Below are 24,940 nucleotides of genomic sequence, written 5' to 3' on the forward strand. Positions count from 1 at the left end.
TCAACCCGCGGCCATCGCCCGCTTGGCCGCGGCGACGATCTTGTCGGTGCTCGGCAGGTACTTCATTTCCAGCCGGAACAGCGGGATGTGGGTGTCGTAGCCGGTCACGCGCTGCACCGGCGCGACCAGGTCGTACATCGACTGCTCGGCCAGGCGCGCGGCGATCTCGGCGCCGAAGCCGGCGCTGCGCGGGGCCTCCTGCACGATCACGCAGCGGCCGGTGCGCGCCACCGATTCGGCGATGGTGTCGAAGTCCAGCGGGCGCAGCGTGGCCACGTCGATCACTTCGGCGCTGATGCCGTCGGCGGCGAGCCGGTCGGCGGCCTCCAGCGCTTCCTTGACCTGCGCGCCCCAGGCGACCAGGGTCACGTCGGTGCCGTCGCGCAGCACGAAGCACACGTCCAGCGGCAGCGCCTCGCCATCGTCGGCGACCACTTCCTTGTACTGCCGGTAGATGCGCTTGGGTTCCATGTAGATCACCGGATCCGGCTCGCGGATCGCCGCCAGCAGCAGGCCGTAGGCGCGCTGCGGCGAGGACGGCAGCACCACGCGCAGGCCCGGCACGTTGGTGAAGATGGATTCGTTGGCTTCGCTGTGGTGCTCCGGCGCGCGGATGCCGCCGCCCCACGGCACGCGCAGCACCATCGGGCAGTGCAGGCGGCCACGCGTACGGGTACGCAGGCGCGCGGCGTGGCAGATCAGGTGATCGACCATCGGATAGACGAAGCCGTCGAACTGCGCCTCGGCCACCGGCTTCATGCCCTGCGCGGCGAGGCCGACGCTGAGCCCGGCGATGGTGGTCTCGTCCAGCGGGGTGTCGAGCACGCGCTGCGCGCCGAAGCGCTGCTGCAGGCCGGCGGTGGCGCGGAACACGCCGCCGTTGACGCCCACGTCCTCGCCCAGCACCAGCACCGACGGGTCGTGCTGCAGTTCCCAGGCCAGCGCCTGGGTCACCGCTTCGATCAGGGTAATGGGCGTGCTGGTCATCGGGCTGTCTCCGCGCGCGGTGGCGGCGCTGTGGGCGGTGCCGGCCGCAGGCGCGGCCGTGTGATCGGCGAGGCGGGGGCTCAACTCATCCATGGCGCTGCTCCAGGGCGATGGCCTCGGCGCGCTGCGCGAGCAGGTCCGGCGGCGGGTCGGCGTACAGGTAGTCGAACATGGCCTCCACCGGCTGCACCGGGGTTTCCAGGTAGGCGTTGAGTTCGATGTCGGCCAGGCGCGCGCATTCCTGCTTCCACGCGGCTTCCTCTTCCTCGCTCCACAGGCCCTGTGCGCTCAGCCAGGTGCGCAGGCGCAGCAGCGGCTCGCGTTCCCAGGCCTGCTTGACCTCGGCATCGTCGCGGTAGCGGCGCGCGTCGTCGGCGGTGGTGTGGTCGGACAGGCGGTAGGTCATGAACTCGATCACCGTGCCGCCCTGGCCGGCCAGCGCGCGCTCGCGCGCCTGGCGCATCGCTTCGAGCACGGCGATCAGGTCGTTGCCGTCCACCTGCAGGCAGTGCAGGCCGCCGGCCAGGCCCTTCTGCGCCAGCGTCTGCGCACCGGTCTGCGCGTTGCGCGGCACCGAGATCGCCCAGCCGTTGTTGATCACGCACAGGATCAGCGGCAGCTGGTAGGCGCCGGCGGAGTTGAGCGCGGCATAGAAGTCGGTCTTGGACGAGCCGCCGTCGCCGCAGGTGGCCACTGCCACCTGAGGTTCGCCGCGCAGCTTGAACGCCAGCGCGGCGCCGGCGGCGTGCAGGCACTGGGTGGAGATCGGCACGCAGATCGGGAAGTCGCGGGCGGCGTCGGAATCGCGCTGGAAGTCGCTGCCGCGCTCGTCGCCGCCCCAGTACAGCAGGATCTCGCGCGGACGCACGCCGCGCATGAACATGGCGCCGTACTCGCGGTAGCTGGGCGCCAGCACGTCGCCGCGGCGCATCGACGCGCCGATGCCGATGTGGGTGGCCTCGTGGCCCAGGCAGGAGGCGTAGGTGCCCAGCTTGCCGGTGCGCTGCAGGGCCACCGCCTTGCTGTCGAAGGTGCGCACGTAGAGCATCTGCTTGAACAGCGCCAGCAGCGTCTGCGGGTTGGCCGAGTCGGCCGGAAGCGCGTCGCGGACCGGCTGGCCGCCCGCGTCGAGGTACTGCAGGAACTCAATTTCGAACTGGGCGGCGATGCTCATGGCGATGGCGCTCTCGACAACAAGTTTCAAATGATATGAGTCGGCATGTTAAGGAAGCCGTGCACAAAAGCCGTCGTGCACCGCAGCACGCGGCGATGCCGTATCGCACAAGAAAAGCGTGGTTGTGCCGCGTTGCCGATTGATGGCGTTGGGTATCGCCGATGTTGCACTGCGATGCATGCCGTTCATGTGCGCGTGGGTGTCCACCGGTGGCGGTGGTACATGCCAGCGGTGCGGTGCGCGCGCTGGAGGCGAGGGTGTCGGACAAGGACAGAAGGCGTACACGTGCAGCAGCAGCGGAAGGGCATCGCGCATCGCCCGCTACGCATCCTCAAGCCGCATGGACGTCGCCTCGTAACAGCGGCTTCAGCCGCGACGGGCGTTACCGGGAATCCCCCATCGAGGCTGACGCCGCTCCTGCGCGATAGCGCTTTCGGCAGCGCGTGATCGGCGCCGGGTGGCGTTGCCCCAAGCAAAAAGGGCGTGGCCTTGCGACCACGCCCTTTCGTCTGCACCGCTTGCCGCGATCAGCGGCCGAACAGGCGCAGCCCCTCCACGCGGGTGCTCAAGCGCGCGCTGTTGTCGCTCGGGTCGGCATCGGCCGAGGTCGAGCCGGCGCTGGCGCCGATCACGATCTGGCGGTCGGCCGGCAACGGTCGCGTCGCCAGGCTCAGGCGGAACGCGGCGCTGGCACCCGGTGCCAGGTCGGCGCCGCTGCGGCACTGGAAGCGCGCGCTGCGCAGGCCGTGGTTCTGCCGCACGCACTGCCAGCCGCGCGGCGGCACCAGCGCGGTCAGGGCGGACAGGGTGCTGCCGTCGATCTCCAGGCTGGCGCCCTGCACCGGCGCATTGCCGTGGTTGCGCACGTCGATGCGGTAGTCGGCGAAGAAGGCGAAGAACGGCAGGGTGGCCGGGCCGTCGATCGACACCGCCAGGTCGCCGGCCGGACGCGCCTGCACCGCCACGGTGGCGCCGCCGCCGTTGTCGCCGGGGTTGGGGTCCTCGGTCTGCGAGGCCACCGATGCGGCCAGGCTCAGGCTGCGCCCGACCAGGGCGGTGCCGGCCGGCACCGCCACCTCGAAGCGCGGCGTGGTGCCGGCGGCGAACTGCGCGGTGCTGCAGGTGACCACGGTCTGCGCAGCCACCTCCGGCGCGGCGCAGTCCCAGCCCGGGGCGGCGGTCACGCTCGGGGCCACCGCCGCGTCCAGGGCGAAGGCGACTGCCGCCGCACGCGCCGCGTCCGGACCGGCGTTGGCCAAGGTGACGCTGTAGCGGATGGTGTCGCCGGCATAGACCGACGCGTTGGCGGCGCTCACGCGCAGGCTCAGGTCGGCGCGCTCCAGCGGCTTGAGCTTGATCAGCACCACCGCCGGGTCGTGGTCGGACAGCCGCGCCGGCGAGTTGGCGTCGTTGCGGGCCACGGCCGGGAAGTCGGCGTTGAGCCGCGCATGGGCTTCGCTGAGACCGGCGATCTGCGCCGAGCGCATCAGCGCACGGTTGGCCAGGATGTGGTCCAGCGATTGCACGTTGCCGTCGTAGGCGTAGGAGTAGCTCTGGTCCGGCGTCGACAGCAGGGTCAGGTTGTACAGCGCCGGATCGACCAGGGTGGCGCCGTCGCCGCCGACCACGGTCTGCGCGTCGGGCGCCGGCAGGCCGGTGATGGTGCCCATCGCATCGACGTAGCCGTCGTTGAACTCGAAGGCGTTGAAGTCGCCCATCACCAGCAACTGCTCGGTCGGATCGGCGGTCTGGCGCGCCTGCAGCAGGTTGGCCAGGAACACCGCCTGCGCCTGGCGCTTGGCGCGGATGCGCTGGCCGCTGGCGTCGTCGGTCTCGGCGCCGTTGAGCGAACGCTGGTGCACCTCGACCACGGTCAGCGGCAGCGCACGGCCGTCGGCGAAATGCACCACCGCCTTCAGCAGCAGCGGCGGACGGTCGTTGAGCAGGCTGACGGTGCCGCTGGGCTCGGTCCAGGTGGCGGCCTTGCCTTCCTGGCTCACCGAGACCACCTCGACGCGGGCGATGCCGGCGCCGACCTGCGCGGTCTTGACCAGGAAGCCGACGTCGATGCCGCCCACGTCGTTGCCTTCCTGCAGGTAGGCCACGTACTGCGGATCGGGCTGGCCGGCGGCGACCGCGTCGCGGTTGACGCGGTCGGCCAGGGTCTGCAGCACGCTCAGGTTCTCGATCTCCACCGTGCCGAGGATGTCGGGGGTGTTGAGGTAGTTGCGGATCGCCAGCGAGGCCTTGTTGAGGCGCGCCTGGTAGGCGGCCGCGGTCAGCACCGGTTCGCCGATCGCCGGATCGTTCTGGTCGTCGAAGAAGCGCTCCATGTTGTAGGTGGCGATGTTGACGTCGTCGGCCTGCGGCGCGGGGGCGGCCTTGGGCTGGTCGGCGCCGTCGCACTGCACGGTGGGCGCGGTTTCCGGGTAGATGGTGTAGCGGCGGAAGCTGTAGTCCAGCGGGCCGCTGACGCCGAGCACGGTGCAGCCGGCGGCCACGTCGATGCGCTGGCCGCCGAGGCCGGCGCTGCCGACCGCGATCACCTGCGGGCTGGTGTTCCAGCGCGGCACATCGGCCGGCGAGCCGGCCGGCAGCGCGTCGGGCTGCTGCACGCCGGCGGTGCGCCAGGCGCGCGGCAGGCCGGTGACCACGGCATGGAACACGCCATTGCTGGTGGCGCTGGCGTTGGTCTCGTTGACGTTGCCCAGGGTCGGCGTGTTGACGGTCAGGCTGGGCACGGTGACGCGCATGCCTTCCAGGCGCTCGAGCTGGTCGTAGGCGCCGTTCGGGTCGGGGAAACGGGTGGTCAGCTCGACCGCGGCCGGCAGCGGATTGCCGGTGGACTGCAGCAGCACCGTCGGCGCGGTCAGTTCGGTCAGCGGCGGCTGGCTGGGGTCGGTGCTGGGCACGTATTCGACCACCGTGGCCTGCACCCGCACCGAATTGCCCACCGCGGCCTCGGCCGGCGGCGCACTGCCGGTGTAGACGTAGATGCCCTCGGAGGTGAGCGGGTCGGCGTCGGCCTGGGCGTCGGGCGTCTGCAGGAAGAAGCCGGCGCTGCGCCGCGCGGTGACGATGCCGCTGGTGGCGACCACCTGGCCGACCAGCGGCGAGCGTGCGCCGCTGCCCTGGATGCTGTGGATCGGCACCAGGTTGAAGTCGTCGTTGAGGATCACTCCGCTGGCGGTCAGCGTGGACGGCAGCGCACCGCTGACGCCGGTGATGTCGAGGTAGAAGGTCTCGTCGGGTTCGTTGCTGGTGTCGCCGTTGACCAGCACGCGCACCTCGGCGCTGCTTTCGCCGGCCGGGATGGTCACCTGGGTCGCGGCCAGTGCCTGGTAGTCGCTGCCGGCAGTGGCGGTGCCGTCGCGGGTGGCGACGGTGAAGCTCACGCCGGCGCTGCCGGCCGGCTGGCTCAGCGTCACCGTGAACACGAATGCGCTGCTGCCGCTGTCGCCTTCGGCGCGGCTGACGTTGGCCACGCTGGCCACCGGCAGGTTGCCGCCGCCGCACAGGCTGACCGGCGCGGCGCTGTTGCGCGGGGTCGGCGCGCCGGTGGCGAAGTCGGCGTTGTTGTTGTCGCTGTCGGTGCAGCCGCCGTTGCCGCGCAGCACCGCCAGGGTGTTGCTGGGCGCGGCGGTCGGGGCGCTGCCCTCGGCGCAGCTGGCGCTGCTGCCGTAGCCGACGAAGTCGGCGTTGCCGGCCGGGCAGGCGCCGCTCAGCGCGGCGCTGCTCTTGCTCAGCGCGATCTTGCCGGCGCTGCCGCTCATGGCGATGGTGCCGGTGGCGTCGGGCGTGGGCAGCGCGGTGCTGCCGCCGCTGCCGTCGGCCTGTTTGACCAGGTAGTAGCCGCCCGGCGCGATGCTGCCGCTGAGCGTGGTGACCTGCCAGCTGCTGCCGGCGGCCGAGGCGTACTGCACCGACCAGCCGGCCAGGTTCACCGCCTCGCTGCCGTTGTTGTGCAATTCGACGAAATCGCTTTTGTAGGTGGCGCCGCTGTTGCCGCCACCGCCATAGACCTGGCTGATGACCACCTGGGCCTGGGCGTACCCGGCACCACCCAGCGCGCACGACAACACTGCAGCTCGAAGCAGCATGGTTCGCATGAACAAGATCTCCCCAATCCTTGAAGACGTGGACGAAGAGTGGCGAACGAAACGTAGCGAGCAGTCGCCAGGTGGGTGCGGACGGCGCGGAGGAACCGCAGTGTACGAGTGGTACATGAGGATTCCGAGCACCGTCCGCGCCCGCTTGGTGGCTGCGCAGTAGTTTCGTTAGCCGCTCTTACGCAGATGAACCGACGGCACCCCCCAGGCGCCGCCGACGATTGTGCCGGAGTTTGTCAGCCGGTGCTGACGAATGTGTGACATTCGTCGCTGCGGTACCCTTGCCGGCCCGGAACGCCCACGCCGCCCATGCCCGTCGAACAGAACCAGCGCCCGCTCGAAGCCGGCATCCATACCGACCTGGAAGGCCGCCTGACCTACGGCGGCTACCTGCGCCTGGACCGGCTGCTGTCGGCGCAGCAGCCGCTGTCGAGCCCGCCGCACCACGACGAGCTGCTGTTCATCGTCCAGCACCAGACCTCCGAGCTTTGGCTGAAGCTGCTGGCGCATGAGCTGGGCGCGGCGATCGCGCACCTGCAGCGCGACCAGGTGTGGCAGTGCCGCAAGGTGCTGGCGCGCAGCAAACAGGTGCTGCGCCTGCTGACCGAGCAGTGGTCGGTGCTGGAGACCCTGACCCCGTCCGAGTACATGGGCTTCCGCGACGTGCTGGGTCCGTCCTCCGGCTTCCAGTCGCTGCAGTACCGCACCATCGAATTCATGCTCGGCAACAAGAACGCGCAGATGCTGCCGGTGTTCGACCACGACCCGCAGGGCCAGGCGGCGCTGCAGGCGGTGCTGGAGGCGCCCAGCCTGTACGAGGAGTTCCTGCGTTACCTGGCCCGCTTCGGCCACGCGGTGCCGGCGCCGTACCACGCCCGCGACTGGCGCCAGCCGCACGTCAGCGACCCGCTGCTGCGCCCGGTGTTCGAGCGCATCTACGAGAACACCGACCGCTACTGGCGCGAGTACGCGCTGTGCGAGGACCTGGTGGACCTGGAGACCCAGTTCCAGCTGTGGCGCTTCCGCCACATGCGCACGGTGATGCGGGTGATCGGCTTCAAGCGCGGCACCGGCGGCTCCAGCGGCGTCGGCTTCCTGCAGCAGGCGCTGGCGCTGACCTTCTTTCCGGAGTTGTTCGAGGTGCGGACCTCGGTGGGGCTGGAGAGCCGGGACCCGGGACTCGGGACCCGGGACCCGGGTGGGGCGTCGCAAGCGCCGTAGTGGAGCGCGCGGGCAGGCGCCGCTCGGCCTTGCTGCGCTGCGTCGTGGTCGGAGGCGTTGGTCTTTCCGTGGGGCGTGCCGCGTGGACCCGGGCGTACCGCATGCGCACATCGCCTTCTCGCCCGGAATCCCTGGCCTTCGAGCGCCCGCCTTCCCGGGTCCCGGGCTCCGGGTCCCGAGTCCCGGCCCGCCCGCGCATTTGACGCCACGCCGTCGCTCGGTGATCCTCGCCCGTTGCCCGGCCTGGCCGGACGCACCGCCCCAGCCCATCCTGAATACGCAAGGGAACACCGCATGAGCGTTGACGTCGTCGCGTCGAACCACCCCGCCTCACCGCAGCCGCCGTCAGCGCAACCGCCCGAATTCAAGACCCTGCTGGGGCATCCGCGTCCGCTGTGGATGCTGTTCATGACCGAGTTCTGGGAGCGCTTCGCGTTCTACGGCATTCGCTGGGCGCTGGTGCTGTACATCGTGGCGCAGTTCCATGGCGGCCAGGGTTCGGGCCAGGCCTCCGCCAGCGCCACCTACGGCGCCTACCTGGCACTGGTGTACGCGGCGGCGATCTTCGGCGGCTACATCGCCGACCGGGTGCTCGGCTACCAGCGCTCCATCCTGGTCGGTGCGGCGGTGATGTCCACCGGCCTGTTCCTGATCTCCGTGCCCAACCCGCAGATCTTCGAACTGGGCCTGGCCACCGTCGTGGTCGGCAACGGCCTGTTCAAACCCAACATTTCGACCATGGTCGGCAAGCTGTACAGCGCCGCCGATCCGCGCCGCGACAGCGGCTTCACCATCTTCTACATGGGCATCAACCTGGGCGCGATGATCGCGCCGTGGCTGACCCAGCAACTGGCCGAGAAGGTGTTCGGCACCGAAGCGATGCCGTCCTACAAGATGGTGTTCATCGCCTCGGGCATCGGCATGCTGATCAGCCTGGTGTGGTTCTGGTTCGGCCGCCGCCAGCTCAAGGGCATCGGTGCGCCGTTGCCGGGCGGTGCCGGCGGCATGCGCGTGGTCTACGTGTTGCTGGGCATGCTGGTGGCGGTCCCGGCGGTGTACCTGGCGCTGGCCGCCGGCGCCGAAGTGCTGCAGTGGATCCTCAGTACCATGTTCGTGGCCCTGGCGATCATGTTGCTGGTGGAAGGCATCCGCAACGGCAAGGTGGCGCGCGACAAGGTCATCGCGATGCTGATCATCTTCGCCTTCAACGTGCTGTTCTGGATGTTCTTCGAGCAGGCCGGCAGTTCCTTCACCTTCCTCGCCGACGAGATCGTCAACCGCCAGTTCGGCGACTGGACCTTCCCGACCGCGTGGTTCCAGTCGGTCAACTCGCTGGCGATCATCACCCTGGCGCCGGTCATCGCCTGGATCTGGGTCAAGGCTGGCCGCTTCAATCCGTCGATCTCGCGCAAGTTCGCGCTCGGCCTGGCGTTCAACGGCCTGGCCTTCCTGCTGCTGATGTTCGCGCTGTCGAGCCTGGTCAACGACGCCGGCAAGATCCCGTTCTGGACCCTGTTCATGGTCTACGTCATCCAGTCGGTGGGCGAGCTGTGCCTGTCGCCGATCGGACTGTCGATGGTGACCAAGCTGGCGCCGGTGCGACTGGTCGGCTTCGGCATGGGCGGCTGGTTCCTGTCCACCGGCATCGGCAACAACCTGTCCGGCATCTTCGCCAGCCATGTCAGCGGCGAAGGCGGCATGACCGTGTCGTCCGCGCTGGGCGGGTATACCTTCGGCTTCTGGGCGCTGCTGGGCGCCGGCGTGGTGCTGTTCCTGATCGCGCCGCTGATCAGCAAGCTGATGCACGGTGTGAAGTAACCTGAGGACGACGCAATGGCGATGAACAAGACGATCTGCGCTGCCCTGGCGGCGATGCTGGCGCTGAGCGCGTGCGGGCAGACCGCGGCACCGCCCGACGCGCAGGCGCCGGCCAAGCCGCTGGACACCTCGGTGCAGAAGCCGCCGGTGGCCGACCCCAACCAGCCGGTGGCCTCGGGCAATACCCCGGCCGCCGCCGACGTGGCCGCGGCCAAGGCCCTGGGCGCGCAGTTCGATCCGCAGCGCAATCCGGCCGACGACCTGGACACCGCCATGGTCGAGGCCAAGCGCGGCGGCAAGCGCATCCTGCTCGACGTGGGCAACGAGGCGTGCGACTGGTGCCACACCCTGGACACCTTCATCGAGGGCGATGCGGAACTGCGCAGCTTCCGCGACGCCAACTTCGTCTGGGTCAAGGTCAACGTCAGCGACGCCAACAAGAACGAGGCGTTCATGGCGCAGTACCCGAAGATCGTCGACTTCCCGCACCTGCTGGTGCTCGACGCCGACGGCAAGCTGCTGCACTCGCAGATACTCGCCGACCTGCAGAAGGGCAAGGACTACGACCGCAAGAAGTTCTCGGACTTCCTCAAGGAATGGGCGCCGCCCAAGGCCTGAGCGGCGGCGAAGCGCAATTCTCGTAGGAGCGGCTCTTGTCTCCTTTTGTGGGATCAGCCGCGACCGGGCTTCCAAGGAATGCCCGGTCGCGGATGAAGCCGCTCCTCCGGTGTTCGAGGCCCCGGTGTCACGGGCCCCGGCGCCTCAGCGCCCGGTCATGCTCGGCAGGCCCTCGGCCGCCAAGCGGTCGATCAGCCGGTTCAGCAGCCGCTGCTCGTCCTCGCTGAAGGGCGCCAGCAGGCGCCGCTCGCATTCCAGCACCATCGGTGCCACCACCTGGTACACCTCCACCCCGGCCGCGGTCAGGTGCAGCACCGAGCGGCGGCGGTCGTCGCCGTGGGTCTCGCGCTGGATGAAGCCACGCTCCAGCTGCCGCGCCACCGCCCGGCTCACCGCCACCTTGTCCATCGCGGTGCGCTCGGAGACCTCGCCGGCCGACAGCCCCGGATACAGCGCCAGCACCGCCATCACCCGCCACTCGGTCACCGCCATGCCGTAGCGCTCGCCGTAGACGCGGGCGATGTTGCTGCTGATGCGGTTGGACAGCACGCTGATCCGGTACGGCAGGAACCGTTCCAGATCCAGGGAGGGCGAGTCGGGCGTGGGAGCGGGCGTGGCGATCGTCATGCTGCATTGCACCTTGCTGGTGGTTTCACTTGTAACTATAACGGAGGATACTACGGTCCATTCTCGCGAGTCTGGCGCCCGTCCGCATCCGAAATTTCGGCCCGGCCGCCGCGACTCCCCCCTCCAGGAGACGCGTCATGAATGCACAAGCGCAGCATCCGTCGCAGCCGACCAACCTCGGCATGCAGGTCACCACCTTCGAGAACCCGATGGGCATCGACGGTTTCGAGTTCGTGGAATTCGCCGCGCCGGCCGGGCAGGGCGAGCAGTTGCACGCGTATTTCCGCAGCATGGGCTTCACCGCGGTGCTGCGCCATCGCCAGCGCGCGATCACCGTGTACCGCCAGGGCGGAGTCAACTTCCTGGTCAACGAGGAACCGGATTCCTTCGCCGCCGACTTCGCGGCCGCACATGGTCCCTGCGCCTGCGGCTTCGCGATCCGCTTCCGGCACCCGGCCGACGACGTGTTCGCCAAGGTGCTGGAGAACGGCGGCGAAGCGATCGCCGACAAGGCCGACACCCGCGCGGTGCCGGCGCCGGTGGTCAAGGGCATCGGCGACTGCATGCTGTATCTGGTCGACCAGTACGGCGAGAAGGGCTCGGTGTACACCGAGTTCGAGCCGGTGCCCGGTGCCGAGCAGCATCCGGCCGGTTTCGGCCTGACCTTCATCGACCACCTGACCCACAACCTGTACTTCGGCAACATGCAGCGCTGGTCGGACTACTACGAGCGCCTGTTCAACTTCCGCGAGATCCGCTACTTCGACATCAAGGGCGCCAAGACCGGGCTGGTGTCCAAGGCGATGACGGCGCCGGACGGCGTGGTGCGCATCCCGCTCAACGAATCGTCCGATCCGAAGAGCCAGATCAACGAGTACCTGGACGCCTACCGCGGCGAAGGCATCCAGCACATCGCCTGCTTCACCGACGACATCTACGAGACCGTCGAGCGCATGCGCGCGGCCGGTGTCGAGTTCCTGGACACGCCGGACACCTATTTCGAGGTGATCGACCAGCGCATCCCCAATCACGGCGAGGACGTGGCGCGGCTGGCGCGCAACAAGATCCTGATCGACGCCGACCTGGAAACCAAGCAGCGCAAGCTGCTGCAGATCTTCACCCAGAACTGCATCGGCCCGATCTTCTTCGAGATCATCCAGCGCAAGGGCAACGAGGGCTTCGGCGAAGGCAACTTCCAGGCGCTGTTCGAGAGCATCGAGCGCGACCAGATGAAGCGCGGCGTGCTCTGAGAGCAGATGCTGACAGCGCAGCGCGGAGAGTCCGGACAGCGGCATTAGCCCCTCTCCCATCGGCGACCGAAGGAAGTCCCTGTGGGAGAGAGGGGTTGGGGTGAGGGTACGGTGGGGTCATGACGATCAAACCGCCACTATCCACATCGACACTGGCACACGCACGCCACCTACGTCGCACCATGACCGACGCCGAGCGCGCACTATGGCGTTGTCTGAGAAGCGGACAGTTGCAAGGTGCCAAGTTCCGGCGTCAGTACCCGATCCCACCGTATGTCGCAGATTTCTGTTGTGTGGCGGCAAAGCTGATTGTCGAAATCGACGGCGCGCAACATAGCGAACCATGCGATGCCACAAGAACGCGTTGGCTGGCATCGCAAGGCTGGCGGGTCATGCGCTTCTGGAACAATGACGTACTGCTTTCGATCGATGCCGTGATCCAGGTGATTTGCGACGCCACTGGGTCGCCGTACCCTCACCCCAACCCCTCTCCCGGTGGTAGAGGGGCTTGATATCCAAGGCTCAAGCATATGCATGACCATCATCGCTACATGTCCGGCTTCGGCAACGAATTCGCCACCGAGGCGGTGCCCGGCGCGTTGCCGGTCGGGCAGAACTCGCCGCAGCGCGTGGCCCACGGCCTGTACGCCGAGCAGTTGTCGGGTACCGCGTTCACCGCGCCGCGCGGCGTCAACCGGCGCAGTTGGCTATACCGCATCCGCCCGGCGGTGGTGCACGGCGGCTTCGTCGCTTACGACCGTGCCGGCGCGTTCCACAACGACTTCCAGCGCGGTCCGGTGCCGCCGGACCAGTTGCGCTGGAGCCCGTTGCCGCTGCCGGAGACGCCGGTGGACTTCGTCGATGGCCTGTACACGATGGCCGGCAACGGTTCGGCCGAGGCGCAGCATGGCGTGGCGGTGCACCTGTATGCGGCCAACGCGTCGATGCAGGGCCGGTTCTTCTACAACGCCGATGCGGAACTGCTGTTGGTCCCGCAGCTCGGCCGACTGCGCCTGTGCACCGAACTGGGCACGCTGGAAGTGGCGCCGCAGGAAATCGCGGTGATCCCGCGCGGCGTGCGTTTCCGTGTGGAACTGCCCGACGGCGCCGCGCGCGGCTACGTGTGCGAGAACTTCGGCGGCCTGCTGCGGCTGCCGGACCTGGGGCCGATCGGCGCCAATGGCCTGGCCAATCCGCGCGACTTCCTGACTCCGGTCGCCGCCTACGAGGAAGACGAGGGCGACTTCGCACTGATCGCCAAGTTCCAGGGCCATCTGTGGCGCGCGCCGATCGGGCATTCGCCGCTGGACGTGGTCGCCTGGCACGGCAACTACGCGCCGTACAAGTACGACCTGCGCCGCTTCAACACCATCGGCTCGATCAGTTTCGACCATCCCGATCCCAGCATCTTCACCGTGCTGACCGCGCCCAGCGACACGCCCGGCACCGCCAACATGGATTTCGCGATCTTCCCGCCGCGCTGGTTGGTGGCGCAGCACACCTTCCGGCCGCCGTGGTTCCACCGCAACGTAGCCAGCGAGTTCATGGGCCTGGTGCACGGCGTCTACGATGCCAAGGCCGACGGCTTCGCCCCTGGCGGCGCGTCGCTACACAACTGCATGAGTGGGCACGGCCCGGACGCGGCCACCTTCGACAAGGCCTCGCAGGCCGACCTGTCGCGGCCGGACGTCATCGCCGACACCATGGCCTTCATGTTCGAGACCCGTGCGGTGCTGCGCCCGACCGCACAGGCGCTGGACGCCGCGCATCGCCAGCGCGACTACCAGCAGTGCTGGCAGGGCCTGCGCCGGCACTTCCGCGCGCCCTGAGCGGGCGCCGGCGCGGCCGCGCCGCTCAGGCTGCTGCCGGGACTGCCGCTGCGACGCACGGCGGCGCTGCCCGTCAGGCGGCCTCCGCCGCGGCCGTCAGCGCGCCGTGCAGTGATGCCGGCAGGATCTCCAGCACGCGCTCGCGGATGCGCTGCGCGTAGCGCTCGGAGGTCATCTCCGGCATCGTGCGCAGCGCCAGCGCGATCGCGCGCAGGGTGTCCTGCTCCTCGCGCGCGGCGCGCAACTGCAGCTGCAGGGCAGGCGAGGCCGGATGCCGCTGCAGTTGCAGCAGGTCCAGCAGATACATGCGTGCATTGAGCAGGGCGCGACGCGGGTCGGCCGGTGGTGGTGGCGCGCTCGCGGCCACCGTTGCGGCGGCGACGCTGCGCCCATCGTCCAGGTAGCCCTGCTCCAGCAGCCCCTGCACGATCGCATCGGCGCCGCGGCCGCCCAGCGTGGCCAGTTCCTCGACGCTGCGCTGGCCGTCGGCCAGGATCAGCACGCGTCGCTGGCGCATGTCCAGCGGCGCATCGTGCGATTGCAGTGCCGCAAGGGCGAGGGCGGTCTTGCGCGGGTGCATGGCGGCGGGGTCGGTAGGCGCGCAGCGTGGCGCAGCGCGGTGAAATGCCGATGACAGGGGCGATGCGTCGGCGTGTCGGTGCCTGCAGCCGTCTTGTCATCGGCGTGATCGAACGCCCGGTTCAGGGCGCTGTGCCGAGCCGCGGCTGCGCGCTGCGTGTCGTCGCCGCAGCGCCGTGCAGCGCAAGCGCATGCACGCTAGCCTATGCGCTGGTCCAGCGAGGAAGTGCGATGAAGCCGATTCAACCAGGCGTGGCGGTGTTGCTGCTCGCGCTCGCCGCCTGCGACCGGCAGCCGCCCGCGCCGCCAGCCGCGCCTCCCGCACCGTCTGCGCCGGCGCAGGCGCCGACCGCGGCACCCGCCACGGCCGACGACGGCGCCTTGCCGCCGCCGGACATCGACCAGCCCGATAGCGACGTGCCGCCGGCACAGGCGCCGGCCTCGGCGCTGCCGCCGGAACTGGCCGCGGACGACCGGCAACTGGCCCGCATCGATGGCTATGGCGACCTGCGCCTGGGCATGTCGGCGGCGCAGGCACGCGCCGCCTGGGGCGGCGAGCTCGACGGCCAGCCCAGCGCCGGCAGCAGCTGCTACGTGCTGCGTCCACGCTGGGCCAAGGGCAACCACCGGTTCGGCCTGATGATCGAAGGCGACAAGTTGGTGCGCTACGACGTGCGCACCCCCAAGGAGACCGCGCCCGGCGGCGGCAAGGTCGGCATGGACCTGGCGCAACTGCGCGCGTTGTACGCCGGTCGCGTGGAAGAGCAGCCGCACAAGTACGCCGAAGGCGCCAAGATGCTGCGCGTGCGCGGCGAGTCCGGCCAGCCTGGCGTGCTGGTGTTCGAGACCGACGCAGCCGGCAAGGCCGTCGCCTGGCGCGTGGGCCTGCCGCCGCAGGTGGATTACGTGGAAGGGTGTGGCTGAGAAGCCGGGAATCGGGAATCGGGAGTGGGGAATGGGAAGAGCATGAGGGTCGAGTGACTGAGGCAACTGGTGCCGCTTTCACCTCAGTGGCGCATGACCGCTCTTTGCTCCTCGCTTTTCCGATTCCCCATTCTCTATTCCCGATCCCCGGCCTTCAGGCCACCCGCAGCTGCCGCCGCTCGCGCCGCCGCGCGCGCCGGGCGTACCAGCGTTCGCGCAGGCAGGAGAAGATCACGTACAGCGCCGGGGTGCTGAGCAGGGTCAGGCTCTGCGAGATCAGCAGGCCGCCGATCATCGCGATGCCGAGCGGGCGACGCAGCTCCGAGCCTTCGCCCAGGCCCACCGCCAGCGGTACCGCGGCCAGGATCGCCACCATCGTGGTCATCATGATCGGGCGGAAGCGCACGATGCAGGCTTCGCGCGCGGCCTCCAGCGGGGTCTTGCCGTGCTCGCGCTCGGCGACCAGGGCGAAGTCGATCATCATGATCGCGTTCTTCTTGACGATGCCGATCAGCAGCACCAGCGCGATCATCGAGATCACTGACAGCTCGGTGCCGGTGACCCACAGCGCCAGCAGCGCGCCCATGCCGGCGGCCGGCAGGGTGGAGAGGATGGTCACCGGGTGCACCAGGCTCTCGTAGAGCATGCCCAGCACGATGTAGACCACCACGATCGCGGCCAGCACCAGTACCAGCATCGAGTTCGGCTGCAGCTGCACGCCGAAGCCGCCGCCGTCGGCGATGCGGATATCGCCGGGCATGCGCAGCCCGGCCACGGTGGCGGCGATGATCGCATCGCCCTCGCCGGTGCTCACGCCTGGCGCCAGGTTGTAGCTCAGGTCCATGGTCGTGTACTGGTTCATGTGCGTGATCTGCGACGGCGCCAGCCCCGGCACCTGATGCGCCACCGCGGTCAGCGGGATCATCGTGCCGTTGCGCGTCGGCACGTAGATGCGGTTCAGCGCCGCCGGCGTGGCGGTCTGGTCCGGCAGCGCGTTGACCACCACGCTGTACTGGTTGAGGTCGGAGTAGATGGTGGAGATCTGGCGCTGACCGAACGCGCCGTACAGCGCGCCGTCGATGGCGCCGATCGACACGCCCAGGCGCGCGGCCAGGGCGCGGTCGATGACGATGTTCTGGCGCAGGCCGGCGTTGTCCACATCGGTGCCGACGTCGCGCAGCTTGGGGTTCTGCTTCAGGGCGGCCTGCAGCTTGGGCAGCCATTCCTGCAACTGCGCGTTGTCGTTGCCCTGCAGCGAGACGCGGTACTGCGCGCCCTGGCTGGTGCCGCCGCCACCGTCGCTGGGCAGATCCTGGATCGCGCGCAGGCGCAGCTGCAGGTCGGGGTAGCGGTCGGCCTTGGCGCTGAGCCGCGCCAGCACCTGCGCGGTGGTATCGGTGCGGCCTTCGTCGCGGCGCTTGAGCTCGATGTTGAAGCTGGCGCTGGAGCCCTGGCGGCTGCTGCCCAGGCGCGCACCGACGATCTTCACCGCCGGGTCGGACATCAGCATGTCGGTGATGCGGCGCTGGCGGTTGACCATGTCGGCGAAAGAAACCGTGGCGCTGGAGGTGGCGCGGCCCCAGATCAGGCCGGTGTCCTGCGCCGGGAACGAGCCCTTCTTGACCGCGCCGGCCAGGAACACCGTGGCCGCGATCAGCAGCAGCGGGGTCAGCGCCAGCAGCAGCGCGTGGCGCAGCGAGAAGTCCAGGGCCACGGTGTACACGCGCAGCATGCGATCGTGCATGCGCTCCAGCCAGGCGCCGAAGCGGCCGGGTTGCTCCGGCTCGGCGTGCGCGGACAGGAAGCGGCTGCACAGCGCCGGGGTCAGTGTCAGCGAGACCACCGCCGAGACGCAGATCGCCGCGACCAGGGTGACGGTGAACTCGCGGAAGAACACCCCGATCATGCCGCTGGCGAACAGGATCGGAATGAACACCGCCACCAGCGAGGCGGTGATCGAGACGATGGTGAAGCCGATCTCGCGCGCGCCGGCCAGCGCCGCGTCCAGCCGCGACATGCCCTCGTCGAGGTGGCGCATGATGTTCTCGATGACCACGATCGCATCGTCGACGACGAAGCCGATCGCGATCACCAGCGCCAGCAGGCTCAGGTTGTTGAGGGTGAAGCCCATGACGTACATCGCCAGCGCCGCGCCGGCCAGCGACAGCGGCACGGTGGCCGCGGCGATCAGCGTGGGCGCCAGCCGGCGCAGGAACAGCGCCATGGTCAGCACCACCATCGCCAGGCTGATCATCAGCGTGGCCTGCACCTCGTTGAGCGAGGCGCGGATGGTCGGGGTACGGTCGAAGTACGCCGTCATCTTCGTGCCCGGCTGCAGGTAGGTGCGCAGCATCGGGATCTCGGCCTTGACCCGGTCCACCGTCTCCACGATGTTGGCGCCGGCGCGGGTGAACACATACATCACCACCGCCGGCTTGCCGCCGAACCAGGCCGCCTGGTAGGCGTCCTGCTGGCCGTCGTAGACGTTGGCGATGTCGCGCAGGCGCACCGCGCGGCCCTGTTGCTGGCTGATCACCACCTGGCCGAAGTCGGCGGCCTTGGCCACCGCGTCGTTGGCGACGATGGCCGTGGTGGTGGCGCCGTCGCTGAGGAAGCCGGTGGGCGAGGTGACGTTGGCCGCGCGCACCGCGTTGCGCAGGTCGTCCGGGGTCAGGCCCATGGCGTTGAGCGCGCGCAGGTTCACGTCCACCCGCACCGCCGGCGTGGAGGCGCCGCCGATGTCCACCGAGGCCACGCCGGTGATCTGGCGCAGGCGCTGCGCCAGCAGCGAATCGGCGACGTTGTACAGCTCGTCGGCCGACTGCGTGTCCGAGGTCAGGGCGATGGCGATGACCGGGTCGTCGTTGGGATTGGCCTTCTGGTAGCGCGGCGTGGCCAGGCCGGAGGGCAGGTCGGCCTGCGCGGCGTTGATCGCGGTCTGCACGTCCTGCGCCGCCGAATCGATGTTGCGGCTGCTCTGGAACACCATGAACACCTGGCTGTTCCCCTCCGAGCTGGAGGAGCGCATGGTGTCGATGCCGGGCACCTGGCCCAAGTGCCGCTCCAGCGGCGCGGTGACCGTGGCGGCCATGGTCGAGGCATCGGCGCCGGCCTGGCTGGCCTGCACGAAGATCACCGGGATCGAGATGTTCGGCAGCGCCGCCACGCCCAGGCGCAGGTAGCACATCATGCCGATCACGAACAGGCCGATGGCCAGCAGCGCGGTGCCGATGGGGCGGCGGATGAAGGGCGCGGAGATGTTCATGGGGCCGGGAATGGGGAATGGGGAATCGGGAATCGCAGTACGCGCCCGGTGTCAGTCTTTCGAGGATCCGGCATGGAGTGAACGAGTCGGCAGCGCGCGGACTCGGCGCTTTCCGATTCCCGATTCCCGATTCCCGATTCCCGGCCCCTCACGCCCTTCCCTCCGCCGCCGTCGCCTGCCGCGCCGCACGCCGCTCGCGCCAGGTGCGCACGCGCTCGGAAGCGCGTTCCATGTACAGGTAGATCACCGGGGTGGTGTACAGGGTGACCAGCTGCGACAGCAGCAGGCCGCCGACGATGGAGATGCCCAGCGGGCGGCGCAGTTCCGAGCCGATGCCATCGCCCAGCGCCAGCGGCAGTGCGCCCAGCATCGCCGCGGCGGTGGTCATCATGATCGGGCGGAAGCGCAGCAGGCAGGCGCGGCGGATCGCGTCGTGGGCGTTGGCGCCCTCGCGGCGTGCGTCGATCGCGAAGTCGATCATCATGATCGCGTTCTTCTTGACGATGCCGATGAGCAGCACGATGCCGACGATGCCGTCCACCGACAGGCTCAGCCCGCACAGCATCAGCGCCAGCAGCGCGCCGACGCCGGCCGGCGGCAGCGTGGAGATGATCGTCAGCGGGTGGATGTAGCTCTCGTACAGCACGCCCAGCACGATGTAGATCAGCACCACCGAGGCCAGCAGCAGCCACACCACGTCGGTCTGGCTGCCGGTGAATTCGGCGGCCTTGCCGATGAACTCGGCATGCAGCTGCGGCGGCAGCTGCAGCTGCGCGCGGGTTTCCTCGATCGCCGCCACCGCCTGCGACAGCGAGTAGCCCTGCGCCAGGTTGAACGACACGGTGACCGCCGGCAGCTGCTGCTGGTGGCTGACCACCAGCGGCGTGGTCGACTGCTTGGCCTCGGCCACCGCCGCCAGCGGCACGGTGCCGCCGCTGCCGACGGTGATGCCGGTGTTCTGCGCGCCGATGCCGGTGGCGGTGGAGGAGTTGCTGGAGGTGGTCTGGCCGAAGCTGGTGGCATTGCTGGCGGTCAGCGCGCCGCTGCCGTTGCTGGCCACCGCCAGCTGGTTGAGCAGCGCGGTGCTGGTGCGGAACTCCGGCGCCACTTCCAGCACCACGCGGTACTGGTTGAGCTGGGTGAAGATGGTGGAGATCTGGCGCTGGCCGAAGGCGTCGTACAGCGTGTCGTCGATGGTCTGCATCGGCACGCCGAGGGTGCTGGCCTTCTCGCGGTCCACGTGCAGTTCCAGCGCACGGCCCTGGTTGGCCAGGTTGTTGTCCACGTCGGTCAGTTCCGGGCGCTTGCGCAGCGCCTCGGTCAGGCGCGTGGCCTGGGTCGCCAGCTCGGCGCTGTCCACGTCCGAGAGCGAGTACTGGTATTCGGTGGCGGCCACGCGGGTGTCCAGGGTCACGTCCTGCACCGGCTTCAGATACAGGGCGACGCCGGGCAGCCCGGCCACCGCCTTCTGCAGCCGCGGCAGCAGGTCTTCCAGGCTGTCGCGGTCGCTGCGCGGCTTCAGCACGATGCTGAGCTGGCCCTGGTTGAGGGTGGGGTTCATCGAGCCGGCGCCGATGAAGGCGGCCACGCCGGTCACCGCCGGGTCGCGCCGCAGCGCCTCGGCCACCGCCTGGGTGCGCTGCTCCATCTGCGGGAACGCCACGTTCTGGTCGGCCTGGACCACACCGGTGATCAGCCCGGTGTCCTGCTCGGGAAGCAGACCCTTGGGGATCACCACGTACAGCAGCACGGTCAGCACCATGGTCGCCAGCGCCACCAGCAGGGTGAGCTTCTGGTGGCCCAGCACCCAGTCCAGGCTGCGCTCGTACACGCCCACGGTGCGCGACCACAGCGTGGTCTTGCCGGCCGCCGCGGTGCGCTCGTGCGCGTCCTCGCCCTCGGGCAGGGCGTCGGGCTTGAGCAAGTAGGCGCACATCATCGGCGTCAGCGTCAGCGACACCAGCATCGAGATCACCACCGCGATGCTCAGCACCCAGGCGAACTCGTGGAACAGGCGGCCGGTGACGCCGGGCATCAGGATCAGCGGCAGGAACACCGCCACCAGCGACACGGTCAGCGACAGCACGGTGAAGCCGATCTGGCGCGCGCCGATCTCCGCGGCCTCGCGGCCGCTCTTGCCCTGTTCGATGTAGCGCACGATGTTCTCGATCATCACGATCGCATCGTCGACCACGAAGCCGGTGGCCACCACCAGCGCCATCAGCGACAGGTTGTCCAGCGACATGCCGGCGAAGGCCATCACCGCGAAGGTGCCGGCCAGCGACAGCGGCACCGCCACCGACGGAATCACCGTGGCCCACAGCCGGCGCAGGAACACGAAGATCACCGCCACCACCAGGCCGATGGTCAGGATCAGGGTGAACTTGACCTCGTGCACCGAGGCGCGAATGGTCTCGGTGCGGTCGGAGAACACGTCCAGGTGCACGCCGGCCGGCAGCACGCCCTGCAGCTGCGGCAGGATCGCGCGGATCTGCTCCACCGTCTGCACGATGTTGGCGCCGGGCTGGCGGCGCACTTCCAGCAGCACCGCCGGCTTGCCGTCGGCCCAGGCGGCGAGCTGGTCGTTCTCCACCCCGTCCACCACCTTGGCCACGTCCGACAGCCGCACCGGCGCGCCGTTGCGGTAGCTGATCACGGTGTCGCGGTACTCGGCGGCGCTGGACAGCTGGTCGTTGGTGCCGATGCTGTAGGACTGGGTCTTGCCGTTGAGCGAGCCCTTCGGCGCGTTGACGTTGGTCTGGGTCAGCGCGCTGCGCAGCGCCTCCAGGGTCAGGCCCATGTTCGACAGCTGCGCCGGATTGACCTGGATGCGCACCGCCGGGCGCACGTTGCCGGCGATCGACACCAGGCCCACGCCCGGCACCTGCGACAGGCGCTGGGCCAGGATCGAGTCGGCGTAGTTGTTGACCTCGCGCAGCGGCAGCGTGTCGGAGCTGAGCTTGAGGGTGAGGATCGCCGCGTCGGCCGGGTTCACCCGGTTGTAGACCGGCTGGTAGGGCAGCGAGGAGGGCAGGGTGGACTGGCGGATCGCCGCCTGCACGTCCTGCGCGGCGATGTCGATGTCGCGGTCCATCGCGAACTGCAGCACGATCGTGGACAGGCCGGCCGACGAGTCGGAGGTCATCATCTGCAGCCCGGAGATCTGCCCGAGCTGGCGCTCCAGCGGCGTGGTCACCAGCGAGGCCATGGTGCTGGCGTTGGCGCCGGGATACTGCGTGGTCACCACCAGGCTGGGCGCGTCGATTTCCGGCAGCGCCGACACCGGCAGCTGCCGGTAGCCGAGGATGCCGAGCAGCAGCACGCCTGCCATCAGCAAGGTGGTGGCGATCGGGCGGCGGATGAAGATCGTCGAAAAGCCCACGGGGAAGATCCTTGCTGGTGAGAGTCCGGCGCGGCCAGGCCGGCGCCGGGAAAGACGGCGGAATCAGCGGGGGCCGTGGCCCCGTGCCGCGATCGCGACGTGGGGCGGGAACGCCGCCGCCTGCGCGCGATCCGGCCGCCGCCCGCCACGCAGGCGCGGCAGGGCCGTTGCCGCCGCGCGCCGCGTGCGCGGCACGCTCAGCGCGGCCCGCCGCCGCCGCGGCGTCCGCCGCCGCGCTGCTGCTGCTTGCCCTCGGCCGCCTTCAGTTCGGCCTCGGTCGGCTCCGGCGGCGCTTCGCCCGGCTTCAGCGCATTCACCTTGGTGCCGGGCTTGAGCCGGAACTGGCCTTCGGTGACCACCCGCTCACCGGCCTTCAGGCCTTCCGTCAGCTGCACGTGGCTGTCGCCCACTTCCGCGCCCTGCTTGACCGTCTGCATCTTGACCGTGTTGTCGGCCTGCACCACGTACACGTAGTCGCCGTTGGGCCCGCGCTGCACCGCCTGGGTCGGCACCACCACGCCGTCGGCCACGGTGCGCAGGGTCAGGCGCACGTTGACGAACTGGCCCGGCCACAGCGCGCGGTCGTCGTTCGGGAACACCGCGCGGACCTTGAAGGTGCCGGTGTCGGCGCTGATCTGGTTGTCGATCACGTCGACCTGGCCGTCGCTGGCGATCGGATGCGCATCGGTGCGGTCCAGCGCGGTCACCGGCAGCGGCGCGGCGGCCTGCGCCTGGCGCACGTCCTGCAGCTGGATCTCCGGCAGGTTGAAGGTCACGTAGATCGGGTGCACCTGGGTGATGGTGACGATGGTGCTGCTGGTGCTGACGATGTTGCCCACGTCCACGCCGCGGATGCCGGCGATGCCGTCGCTGGGGGCGAGGATGCGGGTGTACTGCAACTGCACCTGCGCCGCACGCATCTGCGCGTCGTTGGCGGCGACCGCCGCTTCGTACTGCGCCACCTGGTTGCGCTGGGTGTCCAGGTCGGTCTTGGCCACGTACTGGCGGTAGGCCGGCGAGTCGGAGCGCTGGAAGGTGGAACGCGCAGTGGCCAGCAGCGCCTGGTTCTGGCGCTTGCTCGCCGCGGCCTGGTCGTAGCTGGCCTGCAGCGAGCGCGGGTCGATCTGCGCCAGCAGCTCGCCCTTCTTCACTTCCTGGCCTTCGCGGAAATTCAGGCTCATCAGCTGGCCGCCGACCTGCGGGCTGACGGTGACGGTGCTCAGCGCGGTCACCGTGCCGGTGGCGGTGGCGTAGATCGGCACCGCCTGGTGGGTGGCGGCGACGACCGTCACCGGGACCGGCGTGTTGTCGCTGTCGTCGCCCATGCCGTCACCGGGGCCGCCGCCCTTGTGATGTCCGCCGCGCATGACGCGCATGCCCACCACCACCACGGCCACCGCTGCGAGGATCAGCAGCGCAATCTTCCAGAAACGCGACATCCGGGGAAACTCCTGTGGCGAGGCGGGGTGGAGGGCCCTCCCGCAGTGGCTGGTGACGAGCGAGAAAGCATATCGCCGGCGCGTTGCGATTGGACCATGACTGAAGGGACAGACCCCGCGGGCGGGCAAGGCCGGTCGTCCGCTCTCGCAACGCGCAGGCGGCGCATCGGTTGACACGGATTCGCAAGGGTTTTTTGTCCGCAGCGGGATCCGTGGCCGCCCCTCGCCGGCGGCCGATGCACTACAGTGACTGAACGCCCGTTGCGTCCCGATCTGGAGCCTTGCCATGCCGCGCCTGTCCCGCCTGCTGTCCGCGATGCTGTTCGCCGTCCCCGCCCTGGCCTGGGCGCAGAGCGCCGAGCGCCCCGAGGTGACGGCCGCCGCGGCCAAGCTGCAGGCCAAGGTGGTGGAGTGGCGGCGCGACTTCCACCAGCACCCGGAGCTGTCCAACCGCGAGGAGCGCACCGCCGCCAAGGTCGCCGAACGGCTGCGCGCGTTGGGCCTGAAGCCGCAGACCGGCATCGCCCATCATGGCGTTGTGGCCATCGTCAAAGGCGCGCTGCCCGGGCCGAAGATCGCCCTGCGCGCGGACATGGACGCGCTGCCGGTGACCGAGCAGACCGGCCTGCCGTTCGCCTCCAAGGCCACCAGCGAGTACCGCGGCGAGACCGTGGGGGTGATGCACGCCTGTGGCCATGACGCGCACACCGCGATCCTGCTCGGCGTCGCCGAGGCGCTGGTGGCGATGCGCGCGCAGCTGCCGGGCGAGGTCATGCTGGTGTTCCAGCCGTCGGAGGAGGGCGCGCCGGGCAACGAGGAGGGCGGCGCCTCGCTGATGCTCAAGGAAGGCCTGTTCCGCGACTTCAAGCCGCAGGCGATGTTCGGCCTGCACGTGTTCTCCAGCGTCCAGGCCGGCAAGATCGCGGTGCGCGGCGGCCCGCTGATGGCCGCCTCGGACCGTTTCAGTATCAAGGTGATCGGCCGCCAGACCCACGGCTCGGCGCCGTGGAACGGCATCGACCCGATCGTGACCAGCGCCGACCTGATCGGCGCGGCGCAGACGGTGATCAGCCGCCGCGCCAACCTGTCCAAGCAGCCGGCGGTGCTCAGCTTCGGCGCGATCAAGGGCGGCATCCGCTACAACATCATCCCCGACGACGTGGAGATGGTCGGCACCATCCGCACCTTCGACGAGGGCATGCGCCAGCAGATCTTCGCCGACCTCAGGACCGTGGCCGAGCACACCGCCGCCGCGCACGGCGCCAAGGCCGAAGCGCACGTGCCCGACCAGGACGGCAACCCGGCCACGGTCAACGACCCGGCGCTGACTGCGCGCATGCTGCCCAGCCTGCAGGCGGTGGTCGGCGCCGGCAACGTCTACGAACCGCCGCTGCAGATGGGCGCGGAGGATTTCTCGTTCTACGCGCAGCAGGTGCCGTCGATGTTCTTCTTCGTCGGCGCCACCGGCCCCGGCATCGACCCGGCGACTGCGCCCAGCAACCACTCGCCGCAGTTCCTGCTCGACGAGACCGCCCTGGACGTCGGCCTGCGCGCGATGCTGCAGGTGGCGTTGGATTACTTGAAGCAGTGATTGGGGAGTCGGGATTGGGGATTCGTAAGCGCATGGGTGCGGCGGCTTAGGGAATCGTCATCGTTGCTGCCCCATCGCATATCCGTTGGAGCGGCGCTCGATCGTCCCGGGGAGTCAACCGTCATGC

16 protein-coding genes and 1 other RNA gene are annotated in these 24,940 nt (G+C 69.5%); 8 read left to right on the top strand and 9 right to left on the bottom strand.

Annotated features, from left to right (window positions below; translation table 11 throughout):
* From ACHWVH_RS14970 to ACHWVH_RS14985, 4 genes are all read right to left on the bottom strand, one after another.
* Complete coding sequence (locus ACHWVH_RS14970; RefSeq protein ID WP_043094489.1) at positions 1-1,080, bottom strand: alpha-ketoacid dehydrogenase subunit beta; 1,080 nt, start codon at positions 1,078-1,080, stop codon at positions 1-3.
* Complete coding sequence (gene pdhA / locus ACHWVH_RS14975; RefSeq protein WP_017916506.1) at positions 1,073-2,161, bottom strand: pyruvate dehydrogenase (acetyl-transferring) E1 component subunit alpha; 1,089 nt, start codon at positions 2,159-2,161, stop codon at positions 1,073-1,075. Before pdhA ends, ACHWVH_RS14970 begins: the two co-directional genes overlap by 8 nt.
* Positions 2,162-2,688: 527 nt before the next feature.
* Complete coding sequence (locus ACHWVH_RS14980; RefSeq protein WP_394687478.1) at positions 2,689-6,270, bottom strand: lamin tail domain-containing protein; 3,582 nt, start codon at positions 6,268-6,270, stop codon at positions 2,689-2,691.
* A 41-nt stretch (positions 6,271-6,311) separates the two neighbouring features.
* Positions 6,312-6,387, bottom strand: a non-coding RNA gene (locus ACHWVH_RS14985) — sX9 sRNA.
* Between the two features lie 192 nt (positions 6,388-6,579).
* On the opposite strand from ACHWVH_RS14985, the gene ACHWVH_RS14990 reads away from it, so the two are divergent.
* From ACHWVH_RS14990 to ACHWVH_RS15000, 3 genes are all read left to right on the top strand, one after another.
* A complete protein-coding gene (locus ACHWVH_RS14990) occupies positions 6,580-7,491 on the top strand; it encodes a tryptophan 2,3-dioxygenase (RefSeq protein ID WP_394687479.1) in 912 nt (303 codons plus the stop codon).
* 294 nt (positions 7,492-7,785) lie between these two features.
* Entirely contained in the window at positions 7,786-9,309 is a 1,524-nt protein-coding gene (locus tag ACHWVH_RS14995) for a peptide MFS transporter (protein WP_267105168.1), read from the top strand.
* 15 nt (positions 9,310-9,324) lie between these two features.
* Positions 9,325-9,927, top strand: coding sequence for a thioredoxin family protein (locus ACHWVH_RS15000; protein WP_295958266.1), 603 nt, complete (start codon positions 9,325-9,327; stop codon positions 9,925-9,927).
* A gap of 144 nt (positions 9,928-10,071) precedes the next feature.
* Here the strand turns inward: ACHWVH_RS15000 and ACHWVH_RS15005 are convergent, their stop codons facing one another.
* A complete protein-coding gene (locus tag ACHWVH_RS15005) occupies positions 10,072-10,554 on the bottom strand; it encodes a MarR family winged helix-turn-helix transcriptional regulator (protein ID WP_010341302.1) in 483 nt (160 codons plus the stop codon).
* Between the two features lie 182 nt (positions 10,555-10,736).
* On the opposite strand from ACHWVH_RS15005, the gene hppD reads away from it, so the two are divergent.
* The 3 genes from hppD (at position 10,737) to hmgA (ending at position 13,633) form a co-directional block, all read left to right on the top strand.
* On the top strand, positions 10,737-11,804 hold the full coding sequence (gene hppD, locus ACHWVH_RS15010) for a 4-hydroxyphenylpyruvate dioxygenase (RefSeq protein WP_087963682.1): 1,068 nt from the start codon (positions 10,737-10,739) through the stop codon (positions 11,802-11,804).
* Between the two features lie 182 nt (positions 11,805-11,986).
* Positions 11,987-12,316 carry an endonuclease domain-containing protein gene (locus ACHWVH_RS15015; RefSeq protein ID WP_267110769.1) on the top strand — a complete coding sequence of 110 codons (330 nt, stop codon included), beginning with the start codon at positions 11,987-11,989 and terminating at the stop codon, positions 12,314-12,316.
* A gap of 18 nt (positions 12,317-12,334) precedes the next feature.
* Positions 12,335-13,633, top strand: a complete 1,299-nt coding sequence (gene hmgA, locus ACHWVH_RS15020; protein WP_394687480.1) for a homogentisate 1,2-dioxygenase — start codon at positions 12,335-12,337, stop codon at positions 13,631-13,633.
* 73 nt (positions 13,634-13,706) lie between these two features.
* Here the strand turns inward: hmgA and ACHWVH_RS15025 are convergent, their stop codons facing one another.
* The gene (locus tag ACHWVH_RS15025; protein WP_267124120.1) at positions 13,707-14,213 is read right to left on the bottom strand and encodes a hypothetical protein; all 507 of its coding nucleotides are present in this window, start codon (positions 14,211-14,213) and stop codon (positions 13,707-13,709) included.
* Between the two features lie 230 nt (positions 14,214-14,443).
* On the opposite strand from ACHWVH_RS15025, the gene ACHWVH_RS15030 reads away from it, so the two are divergent.
* The gene (locus ACHWVH_RS15030) at positions 14,444-15,136 is read left to right on the top strand and encodes a lectin (protein ID WP_394687481.1); all 693 of its coding nucleotides are present in this window, start codon (positions 14,444-14,446) and stop codon (positions 15,134-15,136) included.
* 154 nt (positions 15,137-15,290) lie between these two features.
* On the opposite strand, the gene ACHWVH_RS15035 is transcribed toward ACHWVH_RS15030, so the two are convergent.
* From ACHWVH_RS15035 to ACHWVH_RS15045, 3 genes are all read right to left on the bottom strand, one after another.
* Positions 15,291-18,401 carry an efflux RND transporter permease subunit gene (locus ACHWVH_RS15035; protein ID WP_267087602.1) on the bottom strand — a complete coding sequence of 1,037 codons (3,111 nt, stop codon included), beginning with the start codon at positions 18,399-18,401 and terminating at the stop codon, positions 15,291-15,293.
* A gap of 148 nt (positions 18,402-18,549) precedes the next feature.
* The gene (locus ACHWVH_RS15040) at positions 18,550-21,783 is read right to left on the bottom strand and encodes an efflux RND transporter permease subunit (RefSeq protein WP_295939641.1); all 3,234 of its coding nucleotides are present in this window, start codon (positions 21,781-21,783) and stop codon (positions 18,550-18,552) included.
* Positions 21,784-21,980: 197 nt separating this feature from the next.
* A complete protein-coding gene (locus ACHWVH_RS15045; RefSeq protein WP_267082742.1) occupies positions 21,981-23,222 on the bottom strand; it encodes an efflux RND transporter periplasmic adaptor subunit in 1,242 nt (413 codons plus the stop codon).
* 286 nt (positions 23,223-23,508) lie between these two features.
* Here ACHWVH_RS15045 and ACHWVH_RS15050 point away from each other — a divergent pair, with 286 nt between their 5' ends.
* Positions 23,509-24,813, top strand: a complete 1,305-nt coding sequence (locus tag ACHWVH_RS15050; RefSeq protein ID WP_267100670.1) for a M20 family metallopeptidase — start codon at positions 23,509-23,511, stop codon at positions 24,811-24,813.
* Positions 24,814-24,940: the final 127 nt, after the last annotated feature.

Source organism: uncultured Xanthomonas sp., assembly GCF_964278005.1.
Lineage (GTDB): Bacteria > Pseudomonadota > Gammaproteobacteria > Xanthomonadales > Xanthomonadaceae > Xanthomonas_A > Xanthomonas_A sontii.